At 41.4% G+C, this 14,344-nt stretch carries 11 protein-coding genes and 1 tRNA gene; 7 read left to right on the top strand and 5 right to left on the bottom strand.

Annotated elements, in window-relative coordinates; genetic code table 11:
* Positions 1–7 precede the first annotated feature (7 nt).
* Complete coding sequence (locus tag WKT11_RS13310; RefSeq protein WP_340284906.1) at positions 8–1,558, top strand: ATP-binding protein; 1,551 nt, start codon at positions 8–10, stop codon at positions 1,556–1,558.
* Between the two features lie 119 nt (positions 1,559–1,677).
* On the opposite strand, the gene WKT11_RS13315 is transcribed toward WKT11_RS13310, so the two are convergent.
* From WKT11_RS13315 to murC, 4 genes are all read right to left on the bottom strand, one after another.
* Entirely contained in the window at positions 1,678–2,865 is a 1,188-nt protein-coding gene (locus WKT11_RS13315; RefSeq protein ID WP_117676646.1) for a ribose-phosphate pyrophosphokinase, read from the bottom strand.
* 4 nt (positions 2,866–2,869) lie between these two features.
* The gene (locus WKT11_RS13320) at positions 2,870–3,853 is read right to left on the bottom strand and encodes an ATP-binding protein (protein WP_117676645.1); all 984 of its coding nucleotides are present in this window, start codon (positions 3,851–3,853) and stop codon (positions 2,870–2,872) included.
* Between the two features lie 185 nt (positions 3,854–4,038).
* Positions 4,039–5,136, bottom strand: coding sequence for a DnaD domain protein (locus WKT11_RS13325; protein WP_117845158.1), 1,098 nt, complete (start codon positions 5,134–5,136; stop codon positions 4,039–4,041).
* A 564-nt stretch (positions 5,137–5,700) separates the two neighbouring features.
* Entirely contained in the window at positions 5,701–7,080 is a 1,380-nt protein-coding gene (murC, locus tag WKT11_RS13330) for a UDP-N-acetylmuramate--L-alanine ligase (RefSeq protein WP_117676643.1), read from the bottom strand.
* Positions 7,081–7,568: 488 nt separating this feature from the next.
* Between murC and WKT11_RS13335 the strand changes: the two genes are divergently transcribed.
* The 5 genes from WKT11_RS13335 (at position 7,569) to WKT11_RS13355 (ending at position 12,711) form a co-directional block, all read left to right on the top strand.
* On the top strand, positions 7,569–8,843 hold the full coding sequence (locus WKT11_RS13335) for a glucose-1-phosphate adenylyltransferase (protein ID WP_117676642.1): 1,275 nt from the start codon (positions 7,569–7,571) through the stop codon (positions 8,841–8,843).
* The gene (gene glgD / locus WKT11_RS13340) at positions 8,843–9,961 is read left to right on the top strand and encodes a glucose-1-phosphate adenylyltransferase subunit GlgD (RefSeq protein ID WP_117845162.1); all 1,119 of its coding nucleotides are present in this window, start codon (positions 8,843–8,845) and stop codon (positions 9,959–9,961) included. The genes WKT11_RS13335 and glgD overlap by 1 nt, the downstream gene beginning before the upstream one ends.
* A gap of 47 nt (positions 9,962–10,008) precedes the next feature.
* Complete coding sequence (gene spoVG, locus WKT11_RS13345; protein ID WP_117845164.1) at positions 10,009–10,296, top strand: septation regulator SpoVG; 288 nt, start codon at positions 10,009–10,011, stop codon at positions 10,294–10,296.
* A 262-nt stretch (positions 10,297–10,558) separates the two neighbouring features.
* Positions 10,559–11,872, top strand: a complete 1,314-nt coding sequence (locus WKT11_RS13350) for a PcsB-like coiled-coil domain-containing protein (RefSeq protein WP_340284913.1) — start codon at positions 10,559–10,561, stop codon at positions 11,870–11,872.
* Between the two features lie 143 nt (positions 11,873–12,015).
* Complete coding sequence (locus tag WKT11_RS13355; protein ID WP_340284915.1) at positions 12,016–12,711, top strand: anaerobic ribonucleoside-triphosphate reductase activating protein; 696 nt, start codon at positions 12,016–12,018, stop codon at positions 12,709–12,711.
* On the opposite strand, the gene WKT11_RS13360 is transcribed toward WKT11_RS13355, so the two are convergent.
* The gene (locus WKT11_RS13360; protein WP_340284917.1) at positions 12,682–13,929 is read right to left on the bottom strand and encodes a DUF6128 domain-containing protein; all 1,248 of its coding nucleotides are present in this window, start codon (positions 13,927–13,929) and stop codon (positions 12,682–12,684) included. The two genes, WKT11_RS13355 and WKT11_RS13360, sit on opposite strands and share 30 nt — an antisense overlap.
* Positions 13,930–14,061: 132 nt before the next feature.
* Between WKT11_RS13360 and WKT11_RS13365 the strand changes: the two genes are divergently transcribed.
* Positions 14,062–14,135 (top strand) — tRNA-Pro (locus tag WKT11_RS13365).
* Positions 14,136–14,344: the final 209 nt, after the last annotated feature.

Here is a 14,344-nt window from a genome sequence, read left to right on the forward strand (position 1 = left end):
GTAAGCTATGATTATCAGAAAGTTAAATATTAAAAACTTTGGGAAAGTCCATGATAAGACTCTGGAATTTTCCCCGGGTATTAATGTTCTCTATGGAGAGAATGAGAGTGGCAAAACCACGATTCATACTTTTATAAAGAGTATGCTCTTTGGACTGACCAGAATGCGTGGAAAGGCTGCGAGAAACGATACCTACAATACATATGAACCATGGGAAAATCCGGGAGTGTATGGCGGTATTATATGGTTTAACAGTAAAGACCATGACTACCGTCTGTCCAGAAATTTTCAGAAAGATCATGTTCTGGCAGAGTTGCTGAATGAAGATACGAAAGAACTGGCAGATATTGATGAGGTGGGACTGGAGAAAATCTTTGGAAATATCAGTGAGGCTATTTACGATAATACAGTTTCTGTTGCGCAGCTTAAGAGCGTAACAGGTCAGGACCTGGTACGTGAACTTCAGAATTATATGGCAAGTTATCAGGGAGCGGGAGACAGCTCCATAGATCTTGGACGTGCCATGCAGATGCTGAAAATGTCAAGAAAAGGCTACCAGGTACAGGCAGACCGGAAGCAGAAGGAAACAGAAACAGAACAGCAGAAGCTTCAGGCAAAGATGGATTATGTGATAAATGAAATGAATGATCTGAAAGAAAAACTTGCAGATATTGATGAGAAGGAAGGTTCTCTTGGGATGCGCCCCGGTGATGAAAATGGTGCGGTTCTTCTGGACGAGAGACTTGCGGAGACAAGAAAGAAAAGAAATGGATTTGCTATGGGAATGTTGGTGTCAGCGGCAGTCGGAATCATAGCGCTGATTTTATCTGCGATTATGGCGGACAGCGTTGTGGTGAGCATTGTTGTTGCCGTTATAGCTGCGATGCTGGTGGGATTCTGTGGAAAACAACAGATGAAATACGCAAGAGAATTTCAGAAGAGAATGCGTATGAAGAGTCGCTGGATGTCCAGACAGGAGAAACTGAAATGGAGCAAAGAAAGCCTTAAACAGGATTATGACGAGAAAGAGACGGCACTCCGTAATCTTCAGGAAGAATATCAGGAATATGAAGAGAATTCCTATCTGCCGACGTCAGAGGAGATGGAAGTGCAGGCTTTAAATATGGCTATGGAAACGATTGAGAAGCTTTCAGGAAATATCCATCATCAGGTAGGCAGAAAACTTCGGATCCGTACTTCTCAGATATTAAGTGAAATTACCGGCGGAAAGTATCAGGAAGTCCTCATGGATGCAGGATTCCGTATGACAGTGAATACCGGTGACAGAACAGTAGCGCTGGAACGTCTCAGCAGAGGGACAATGGAACAGATCTACTTTGCACTTCGTATGGCGGCAGGTGAGCTTCTGTGCCAGGAAGAGAGTTTTCCGGTGATACTGGATGATGTATTTGGCATGTATGATGAAGAACGGCTCGCGGCAGTTCTCAGATGGATGCATAAAGAAAATAAACAGATCATTATCAGTACCTGCCATAAACGGGAGATGGAGATTCTGGACAGGGAAGGAATTCCATATCAAAAATTGATTCTTTCATAAATAAAAAAGAGAGATTATATGTAATTACTCCGAAATGTGTTAACAGGAGTTAAACATATAATCTCTCTTTTTATGAGTCAGTCGGATATCTGCAATCCGCCTTTGTTACTTATTAGTTATTATTTTTCCTTATACTGAGCCATGTAATTGCTTACACAACGGTTGATTCTGTCAACCGGGTTGAGCAGATGGCTGACGGACTGGTCATGATTCAGAGTATCAATGATCAGGGCAATATATTTACTCATATCGCAGGAGATATAATAGTCTTTTGCGAGAAGCTCAGGAGACTGGTAGATCAGGTTTGTGGTAAGCAGTTTGTCAAACACACCTGCTTTATGAGCTTCGTCAAATTTCTCAAGTCCATCTGTGAACAGTCCGAAAGTAGAACAGATATAAATTCTGCCGGCGCCTCTTTCTTTAAGAAGAGAAGAAATCTTAATAACTGTATCACCGGAGGAAATCATATCATCGATCAGAATCATATCCTTGCCTTTAAGGTTTGGTCCAAGGAATTCGTAAGCTGCGATCGGATGACGTCCATTGATTCTCTTGGAGTAGTCAAGACGTTTATAATACATACCCATATCAACACCAAGAATGTTGGCAAGATAAATTGCACGATTCATACTTCCCTCATCAGGGCTGATAATCATAAAGTGATCATTGTCAATATGCAGTCCTTCTTCGTTTTTGAGAAGAGCCTTGATGAACTGATAGGATGGCTGCACTGTTTCAAATCCATGCAGTGGTGTTGCATTCTGTACACGAGCGTCATGTGCGTCGAATGTAATGATGTTCTCTACACCCATGCTTACAAGTTCCTGAAGTGCTGTTGCGCAGTCCAGGGACTCTCTGCCGCTGCGGATATTCTGGCGGCTTTCATACAGATATGGCATAATAACGTTTACTCTGCGGGCCTTTCCGCCGATAGCGCCGATAACACGTTTCAGATCCTGAAAATGGTCATCAGGGGACATAAGATTCTTATACGGTCCAATATTATAGGTAAGACTGTAGTTACATACATCAACCATCAGATAGATATCATCACCACGTACGGATTCCATGATCGTGCATTTCGCTTCACCGGAACCGAAACGTGCTGTCTGAACCGGAATCAGATAGGAATCTCTCTGATATCCCTCGAATGCAAAAGAATCAAACTCTTCGTGGCTGCGTTCCTTGCGCCACTGCACCAGCCATTCGTTTACTTTCTCACCCAGATCCTTACAGCTGATCAGAGGGATCAGACCAAGTCTGCCCACCGGAAGTGTAGTTAAATCTTTAGTTGTTGCCTGTGCCATGATTTTATTTTCCTCCTAAAAAAATTTTCTGTATACGGATATCCTTTCCTTCCAGTTTAACCATGCGGTAATTGCTGGCGATTCGCGAAAAAGTTCGCTCGGAATAAGTATCCGAGAAATTTTCCAGTTTCAGATTTGTTGATATGATCGTAGACTTCCTGCGCATGATACGTTCGTTTATGCACAAAAACAGCTGGGAAGAGACAAAGCTGTTGGTAAGTTCGGTTCCCAGGTCGTCGATAATCAGCAGATCACTGTCAAATACAAATTCCTCGCCTTCTGTTTTCTCTCTGGAAAATTTGGATTCTGCAAGCAGATCAAACAGGTCAAATGCGGAAAAATACATTACGCAGTGTGCTGATTCCAGAAGTTCATGAGCAATACAGTGGGAAAGAAAAGTCTTGCCTACACCGGTATCACCGTAAAGAAACAGATTCTCGAAAGAATCATCAAAGTTTCTCACGAACCCTCTGGCTATATCATAAGCCCTTTTGGCTGTCTCCCTTTCGGTCAGCCCTGTGGCTTCGTTCTTCATTGTATCAGAATAGTAATCAAAAGAAAAGTGGTCAAAGTTTTCTTTTTTGAGAATTTCTTTTAAATTGGACTGTGTGTAGAGCAGCTCAATCTCTGCTTTCTTAAAACAGGTACATTTCTGACTGCCCACATAGCCTGTATCCTGGCAGATCGGACACTTATAAGGAAGCTCCAGATAATCCTCCGGATAGGAATTACATACAAGCAGAGCATTGCGCTCCTGAGACAAAAGAGAAATTGCTGCTTTGAGATCCTCGAGACTGGAAGATTCTCCACTTAAGAGTGCTCTTGCCTTTCTGGCACTTAAAGTTGCAACTTCCTCATCTATCTCGCGGATACGGGGGATCTTCTCATAAATTTCCTGTGTGCGTTCTTCGAGAATGCGGCGGTTTTGTGATTGCGTCTTGCTGTATTCCCTCATAATTGTATCATACTGATAATTCTGTAAAGGCATAATGCTGCACCCTTTCTTTTGTTATGTAAAACGTAACTGTTCAGTACCTTCACAGTTACGAGTCAAAATCCATTAAAAATCGCCTTCGGCGATGGGATTTTGACTTGTATGTCTCGGGATTTTGGCATGTTCATGCCAAAACACCTCGCGGGATAGTAGACTGCTGAATAGTTACTGTAAAACATCTATTGATTCAGCAATTTTTTCTCATATTCACTAAAATCATATTCCCGCTGATGGAAATTATTAAAACGATTTGTAGCAGCCGGCTTAGGCGCGGCGGCTTTCTTCTGTGTCTTTTTCTCCAGTTTCTGACGCTGGTGCTGTGCATCAAGAAGACGGACATCAGCTAATGTGCGGACATTTTTATCTTTCCATCCGGAAAGAATTTTATCCGCATACTGGAAACTTGGCTGTCCGGTGGAGAGGACTGTACGGCTGCAAGCCTCCTGAATAATATCCATAGAAAAGCCATAATCATTAAGCCAGGTATTCATAAGAGAAATTTCTGTATCTACTGGATTTCGGCCGCTGATTCCCATAGATTTAAAGATAGTGAAGTATTCTTTTGCATAACGGGAGTTAGCTTCTTTTGCCATAGTGACAGTGGTGATTCCTTCATCTGCCCATGCAAGAGCGACAGTTTCTATGTACCGGATGCTCTTATGTCCGCGGCTGACGCTATACTCAATCAGGTATTCAATCAGATCCGGTGAAAACTTCAGCTCATCATAGAAGAATAAGATTTTCTTCATTTCAGTAGGTGTGAGTGTTTTACCGAGATATTGTTCTGCAATATAAAGGAGCTGCACGATCTCATCGTTCTGCTTTAATTCTTTTACACGGTCTGGTGAGAGTGAAGAAGCTGATCTGGCGGCCGGCTTTGTGGACGGAGCTGAAACATCAGATGACTGGGCGACAGTATCTTTTGCAACAGAAACTGTCTGAACAGCTGGTTTTGATGAATCAGAAACGTCAGATTTAACAGGCGGTACGTTCAGAGTAATGTCCGTAATGTCTTCGTTGCTTCTGTAAGTCAGGGTAAGGAGATTTACCTTTTCCCAATATTTCAAGGCGCGGACAATATCTCTTTCTGTACAGAAGAAGTGATCTGCCATCTGCTCCAGACTGAAAGGTACGGATGCGTCAGAAAGAAGCCTCAGAAGATAGATGTATACTTTTACAAATTCTCCGTTGGCTTCGGGCATATAGTTGTCTATGAAATTGTTTGTTAATACAGTCACTTCCGCATTGCGGGAATTCTGTAATGTGATCATAGCCATGAATCTCCACTCTCTTTCTTAATAAGCTACAGTTTATCGGTTGTTTTGGGTAATTCAAAGTTACTGTGTGACGTGAAGTATGGTATTGAACGGAGTCAACAGTAACACCCTGAATGATAACCTGAATTATAGCACAAGATTTTTTAAAAGAGAATAGGGGATTTTGCCTGAGATTTCTTCCACATTTGAATGTGGATAATGTGGATAATGTGGAAAGGTGAAATTGTTTATATATTATCGGAAACTAGAAAAATGGCGAATTTTATGGAAAAATGATGTATCACAGGGATAAATGAAGTCGAATTATGTAAAGTGACTTGTACACATATAAGTCCACATATTTAAGCGGATAAAAATGTGTATAACAATGTGGATAATGTGGATAAGTCACTCAAATACGCATAAATATGCGTAATACAAAGGGGGATAAATTGTTTATAACTTTTTTCAAAGAATCCTGGCATTCAGTAAAATCCTGCATTTACAATAGAAAAATCCCCGGCAATAAGCCGAGGACTTTAACAATCATCTAATATTAAGAAAAAATCTTATAATCTGCCGGCATTATTTACCAAGCAGCTGCTCTCCGATATTTACGACATCTCCCGCACCCATAGTGATGAGCAAATCACCTTCCTGACAGTTAGAAAGAAGATAATTCTCAATCTCGTCAAATGTCGGGAAGTATTCACATGGAGTTCCAAGTTCCTGAATTCGTTTCTGCAGATCCTCAGAGGAAATACCAAGAGTATCTGTTTCTCTTGCAGCATAAATATCTGCAACCACTACGTGGTCTGCCAGACTCAGTGCCTTGGCGAATTCCGGAAGGAGCGCTTTGGTACGTGTATATGTATGAGGCTGGAATACGCACCATAATTTCTTGTGTGGATAATTGTGCGCTGCATGAAGAGTAGCCTCGATCTCTGTCGGATGATGTGCATAATCGTCTACGATAGTAACGCCTGCAACTTCACCTTTATACTGGAAACGGCGGTCTGTTCCTGTGAAGCTTCCAAGTCCTTTAATGATCACTTCTTCGGAAAGACCAAGAAGATGACCAAGAGCGATAGCTGCCAGAGCATTGGAAACATTGTGGATGCCCGGCACTTTCAGGTAATAGCTGCCAACTTTTACACCATTACGAAGAACAGAGAAGGATGCATGTCCATATTTATCATAAGTGATATCAGCTGCCTGATAATCGGCATCGTGTTCCAGACCATAAGTGATCACATTACATGGAAGATCGCGGATAATGTCTTCATATTTAGGCGTATCTGCGTTAATGATCAGTGTGCCGTCAGCAGGAAGAAGTTCTGCAAAACGACGGAAAGAATGACGAATGTCATCAATATCCTTAAAGAAATCCAGATGGTCAGCATCCATGTTCAGGATAATACTGATCTTCGGAAAAAAGCTCAGGAAGCTGTTTGTATATTCACAGGCTTCTGTGACAAATGTTTCAGATTCGCCAACCCGGATATTACCGCCGATAGCCGGAAGGATACCGCCGACACTGATCGTAGGATCACAGTCTCCTGCAAGAAGAATATGAGATACCATAGAGGTTGTGGTAGTTTTTCCATGAGTTCCGGAAATAGCGATCGGTGTATCATAATTTCGCATGATCTGTCCGAGAAGTTCTGCACGTGTAAGCATAGGAAGTCCTTTTTCCTTTGCACAGGCAAATTCCGGATTGTCAGGATGGATAGCTGCAGTGTATACGACAACATCTACGTTGTCTGTGATATTTGAGGCACGCTGACCGTAGTAAACAGTAGCTCCTTTTTGCTCAAGTGCCTGAGTAAGAGGGCTGGATTTGGAGTCTGAACCGGAGATAACAAAGTCTTCTCCGAGAAGAATCTCAGCCAGTCCGCTCATACTGATTCCACCGATACCGATAAAGTGTATATGAAGTGGTTTATGAAAATCTATCTGATACATTCTATAATCTCCTTATTAAATATATTTAAGTTACTACTCACACACCACTATCCCGCGAGATGTTTTGACATAAAAATGCCAAAATTCCGAGATATACTGCGCGAATTTATGCGAATAGCATAAATAAGTTTGCGAAGCAAACGATACTCTTTGGGCCTTGCGCAAGGAGGTTCATATTTCCTGCATCGCGAAGCGTGTTACTGAGAACAGAGTGAACAGTAACATATTTAACTCATTATACTCCCTGTGCCTGAAAATGAAAAGAGCTTCTTTAAGTATGTCCTACATGATAAAAAAATACAAAAAACGACAATATATATATAAAAAGTGCATAATTATATAGGAAGAAACACAGCAAACAAATGAAAAAACGTGTGCAAAAATAATAAAAAAAATAAATATATCAAACAAAAATTGTAAATAATGTTCACTATCGGGGGAAAATGTGCTATAATTAAATAATCATAATTACAACAAGAGGTGATTGCATGATTAAGAAAGAAATGATAGCCATGCTTCTAGCTGGCGGCCAGGGCAGCAGACTGGGTGTACTGACAGAAAAAGTAGCAAAACCTGCAGTTTCTTTTGGCGGAAAATACCGCATCATAGATTTTCCGTTAAGTAACTGCATTAATTCGGGTATCGATACAGTAGGCGTATTAACACAGTATCAGCCTCTCAGGCTTAATACACATATTGGCATCGGTATTCCGTGGGATCTTGACAGAAATGAAGGTGGTGTAACAGTACTTCCACCTTACGAGAAGAGTACCAGCAGTGAGTGGTATACAGGAACGGCCAATGCGATCTTCCAGAACATGGATTATATGGAACAGTATAACCCGGATTACGTTCTGATTTTATCCGGTGACCATATCTATAAGATGGATTACGAAGTGATGCTTGATTTCCATAAAGCGAATAAAGCGGACGTGACAATTGCCTGTATGCCGGTTCCTATTGAGGAAGCAAGCCGTTTTGGTATCATGGTAACAGATGAGATGGGAAGGATCACAGAGTTCGAAGAGAAACCGGAGCATCCAAGCAGTAATCTGGCATCCATGGGTATCTATATTTTCAGCTGGCCTGCTTTAAAAGAAGCGCTGATGACTTTGAAGGATCAGAGTAGCTGTGACTTTGGTAAACATGTTCTTCCGTATTGTAAGGAGAAAGGTGAGAGACTTTTTGCCTATGAATACAATGGATACTGGAAGGATGTAGGAACACTTGGCTCTTATTGGGAAGCCAATATGGAACTGATCGATATCATTCCGGAATTTAATCTGTACGAAGAATTCTGGAAGATTTATACAAAGGGAGATATCATCCCGCCGCAGTATATTTCCGCAGAAGCTGTTACTGACAGATGTCTGATCGGAGAGGGCGCGGAGATTTACGGAGAAGTACATAATTCAGTAATCGGACCGAATGTTGTGATCGGAAAGGGCAGTGTGATCCGCGATTCTATCATTATGCGTAACTCAACGATAGGAGAGGGCGTACAGATGGATAAAGCAATCATTGCCGAGGATGTTACGATCGGAAATAATGTTGTATTGGGATGCGGAGAGGAAGCACCGAACGTGCTGAAACCTGCAGTATATTCATTTGGAATCGCTACTGTCGGTGAGCGCAGTGTGATTCCGGATAATGTAAGAATTGGCAAGAATACAGCAATATCAGGAATTACTACACCTGAGGATTATCCGGATGGTGAGCTGGCCGGCGGACAGGTAATTGCAGCAAAGGACGGTGACAAATAATGAGAGCAATAGGTATTATTTTGGCAGGCGGTAATAATAACCGCATGAGAGAATTATCAAATAAGAGAGCGATTGCGGCAATGCCGATAGCCGGAAGCTACAGGAGCATTGACTTCGCACTGAGCAACATGGCAAGTTCTCATATCCAGAAAGTTGCTGTTCTGACACAGTACAATGCCCGTTCCCTGAATGAACATTTAAGTTCATCCAAATGGTGGGATTTCGGACGAAAACAGGGTGGTCTTTTTGTATTTACACCTACCATCACAAAGGAGAACAGCCTCTGGTATCAGGGAACAGCAGATGCAATCTATCAGAACCTGCAGTTCCTTAAGAGTAGTCATGAGCCATATGTTGTAATTGCATCCGGAGATTGTATCTATAAGATGGACTACAATAAAGTTCTTGAATATCATATTGCCAAACGTGCAGACGTTACAGTTGTATGTACTACATGTAATGATCCAAATGAAATTGAGAGATTTGGTGTTCTGCGCATGAACGAAGACTGCAGGATTGAAGAATTTGAAGAGAAACCAATGGTTTCTTCCTATAATACAATTTCAACAGGTATTTACGTTATCCGCAGAAGACAGCTGATCGAGCTTATCGAGAGAGCTGCACAGGAAGGACGTCATGATTTCGTTCAGGATATCCTGATCCGCTATAAGAATCTTAAGAGAATCTACGGATATAAGATTGATAAATACTGGAGCAATATTTCTACAGCAGAAGCATATTACAAGACAAACATGGATTTCCTGAAACCGGAGATCAGAAATTATTTCTTCAAACAGGAACCAACGATTAAGACAAAGATTGATGACCTGCCACCTGCAAAATACAATCCGGGAGCACAGGTTAAGAACAGCCTGGTTGCCAGCGGATGTATCATTAACGGTACGGTAGAGAATTCCGTTCTTTTTAAAGACGTATTTGTAGGAAATAACTGCGTTATTAAGAACTCTGTGATTTTAAACAATGTATATCTGGGCGATAATACCCATATTGAGAACTGCATTGTTGAAAGCCGGGATACTATTCGTGCAAATTCGTATTACTGCGGCGAGGGAGAAGTGAAGATCGTCGTGGAGAAAAATGACAGATATGTATTATAAGTAAAAAGCCGGATAGATTCGGTAAAATCGAAAGGAGCTAATATATCATGAATATTACTGACGTGCGTGTGAGAAAGGTAGCAAAAGAAGGAAAGATGAAGGCAGTTGTTTCCATTACAATTGACGATGAATTTGTAGTACATGATATTAAGGTAATTGAAGGAGAAAAAGGATTATTTATCGCTATGCCAAGCCGCAAGGCGACTGACGGAGAATATCGCGATATCGCGCACCCGATCAATTCCGGAACACGTGACAGAATCCAGACAATTATTCTGGAGAAATACCAGGAAGTCATGGACGCAGAACCAGAAGAAGCAGTGGCTGCAGAATAACTGGTAAAGAATAAACGTGAAATACTGAAAATAGGTTAAGAGGAACAGGCATTGTCTCAGAGATGAGATGGTGTCTGTTTTTTGCGTGATAGAAATTTGCCATGATCTCCTGTTAAAAAAGTCCTGTCGTGCGGGCTTCTTTTTTGTGGCATTTAAAATTGTGAAATATTACGTAATTATTACAGAAGTTAATAAAAAGTGTTGATTTTTTTACGAAATATGTTATACTGGACTTCAGATTAACGAGAAAGGTGATTAATTTATGAAGAAAAAAGTTTTTTCATTACTGCTGGCAGCAATGCTTACTTTTTCTATGGGAACAACTGCATATGCAACAGAAGATGCAATCGCTGATATGCAGGCTCAGAAACAGGAAGCAGAAGCCGGACTTGCTCAGGCACAGGCGAACATTGACAGTCTTGAGAGCAAGAAGCAGGAGCTGGAGAACTATCTGTCTGATTTAAATACACAGTATGAAGATCTGACCAACGCAATCTCAGAACTCAGCATACAGGCGGGAGAGAAAGAGAATGAACTGAATCAGCTTCACACAGAATTAAAGAAAGCAAAGAAAGCGTTAAATAAACAGTATGACGATATGAAACTTCGTATCCAGTATATGTATGAGAATGGCGGCACATCTGCACTGACAACATTGCTGTCATCTAAAGACCTGTCAGAGTTTCTCAACAATGCCGAGAACGTTGCAAAGATTTCGCAGTATGACAGAAATATGCTGGAGAAATGCGAGAACCTTCAGAATACAATAAAGGATCAGGAAACTACTGCAAAAGAGGAGAAAGCTTCTATTGATGAACTCCTTGCAGAAAGAGCATCCAAGCAGCAGGAGGTTCAGGAACTTGCGGCAAGTACCAGCGATAATATCTCTTCTTATGTAAGTCAGATCAGCGCCAGCCAGGAAGAGGCAGCAGCACTGACAGCAGAGATTAATAATGCGGACAACAGCATTGCCCGGCTGGTACAACAGGCAGAAGAAGAGAAAGCTGCCAGAGAAGCAGCTCAGGCGCAGGCCGAGGCAGAAGCAGCGGCAGCACAGGAACAGAGCGAAGAAGAGAACTCCGATTCTGAAGATTACGAAGAAGATTCCTATGATACAGAGGAGTCAGGAGATACATATTCAGAGGAGGAATCGTCAGAAGATACAGTTTCAGAAGATTCTTATAGCGAAGACAGTGATTCTTCTTGTGAAGAAAGCACAGACAGCAGTGAAGATACATCCGACAGTTCTGCATCAGATGACAGCCAGTCATCTTCAGAGAGCGCAGACTCCAGTCAGGGAAAATATCTTGGTAACTTTACACTGACTGCATATTGCAACTGCGCACAGTGCTGTGGCACAGCAGGCAACCTGACAGCCAGCGGAACAGTTCCAACAGCAGGACGTACAGTAGCTATGGCAGGCGTTCCGTTCGGAACACAGCTTCTGATCAACGGAAACGTCTATACAGTAGAAGATCTGGGAACTCCTTACGGACATGTAGATATTTTCTTTAACAATCATTCTGATGCATTAAGCTTTGGACTCCAGTCAGCAGAAGTTTATCAGCTGAATTAATTATAAAAATATTCAACAAAAAGAACTCTGATCAAACAGGGTTCTTTTTGCATTGATGAAATTGTTACTATTTTATTGGATTTATTAAGATAAAGTCAGGGATAAAATATCTTTTGGCTCTGTGTATTATATGGGGGAAATAAATGAGAATCTGTGGTTTTAATAAAACAACATTATTAGATTATCCGGGAAAAGTAGCCAGTACCATATTTCTGGGAGGCTGCAATTTCCGCTGTCCATTTTGCCAGAACAGTGTGCTGGTAACAGCGCCTGGGGAACAGCCGGATTATGCCCAGGAAGAACTTCTGGCATTCTTACAAAAGAGAAAAGGCATTCTTGACGGTGTCTGTATCTCAGGCGGTGAGCCGACCCTGTCTGACGGGCTGGAAGAATTTATAGTGAAGATAAAAGAACTGGGATATGCTGTCAAACTGGACACGAATGGTTCACGTCCGGAGATAGTGAAACATCTGGCAGAGGCAGGACTGATTGATAAGGTGGCGGTGGATATTAAGGCCTGTCCCGATAATTATAGAAATCTGACAGGAATTGAGAAACCAGACATGGACAGCATCTTTGAGACAGCGGACTTTTTACTTCATGGAAAACTGGACTATGAATTTCGGACTACAGTTGTGCGGGAACTGCATACGCAGAAAGATTTTGAAGAAATTGCAGAGTGGCTTAAGGGAGCGAAAGAATATTACCTCCAGGCCTATAAGGACTCGGACGGAGTCCTGAGACCTGGATATGGAAGTTACACTTTTGAAGAACTTCAGGGCTTTCAGAAGATTCTTCAGAAGACAATTTTATCGGTGGGAATCCGGGGCATCGATTAAACGATACCAGTAGCCGCCGCGAGCTTTTGACATTTCTATATAATCGCTTTCTTTGAAATACGGAAAACCAAACATATTTGCCATAAAACGCTCCTGCTGATTATAACTGCCCGGAACACCCAGAATATATTGCCCATTATTTTTCTGCCCCAAAAGCAAATGCCCGAAATTATAATGTCCATACTGGATAAAACGGTTATTGCGCAACGCACAGTATTGACGCGGGAAACGCTTTAGATCATTAAGATGAATTTTCCATGCTGTTGCAATTTCGCCATCTGAGAATGGGGAAAACTCGGAAGAAGTTTTATGATCTTTGAAATTCTCTGGGGCTGTAACTGGCGAAACTTTCTTGGGCGAACTATTTTCACCTTCATGTATAGCATCCTTGGAAGAATCTACAGATATAAAAGAAGTATTCGGCTTATTATGATTTATGTGATTTGGAGAAACTGTAGATGTATTATTCTCTGAGGCATTTACAGATCTTGAGGCTTCTGTGAATGTATCCGGTGATTTTTTATGTATTTCAGAAACTTCGGATGGTATTGGGATTTCTTGTATAGTGGCAGTGAAAGAAGAGTCAGAAATGTTAGCAGGAGCAGAAACATTGAAACTAGTGTCAATATTGTCGGAGTTTAAATCTGCCATATTGTGTGAATTCTCATCGATAGGCGTATCAGATGTGTATGAAATCTTGTTGGCAGAAGTATCTGATGTGCGTGAAGTATCGTTGACAGGAATGTCTGAAGAACTGTCAGGACTATCTGATGTGTGTGATGTTTTATCAATAGGAGAAGCGGAAACATCTGATGAAGATTCTGCTTTCAATTCGCGGAAATTTTCAGGCCGGATCATCTGGTCATCCCATTCAGTGCCAAAGAATCCGCCATTATCAGTAATAATAACCATACCGCCCATCTTTCCAAGCGCTATGCCGGACTCATTCATATTCAAGGCATCTGTTATGATCAGGCATTCGATAATTTCTTTCTCTGTCTCACAGCTATCCAGAAGGATACCATTGATCAGTCCATCCTTTCGCGTAAATCCATAAACTCTGCACATTACATCCTCAGGAAGCCCCGGACAATGCAGATGTACCTCAACAGAACATTGCTGATCTTTCACCTCAACTTTAATAAAACCACAGTTACTGCCTTTCTTACCATTTTCGTAGTCATATACATATGCGATAAAACGCCGATATCCAGCCAAAATCTTCCCTCCGTAAAACCAGATTCAATAATGTATATGACCATGATAAAAAAATATTCGAAAAAATTAAAAAAATTTGAAAAAATCTATTGACAAACTGCGATTTTATTAATATAATATCACTTGCATTGACGAAGCGTGGCTCAGTTTGGTAGAGCGCTGCGTTCGGGACGCAGAGGTCGTGGGTTCGAATCCCGTCGCTTCGACTAACATAAAACAGCGAAAGTGCCAGAGAAATCAAGGTTCTCGGCACTTTCTTTTTTTATCTCATTTCCTTCAGCTTGTCCAGTTCATGAATTTTTGCAAGCTTTTCACGAATTTTTACAGCCAATTCCAATGAACAGTAACTGCGAATATCCGATTGACTGCAAAAATTTTGCAAATGGGTTGATTTTATAATAGATTTTTGCTATCG

Source organism: Blautia sp. HCN-1074, from assembly GCF_037890165.1.
Lineage (GTDB): Bacteria > Bacillota > Clostridia > Lachnospirales > Lachnospiraceae > Blautia_A.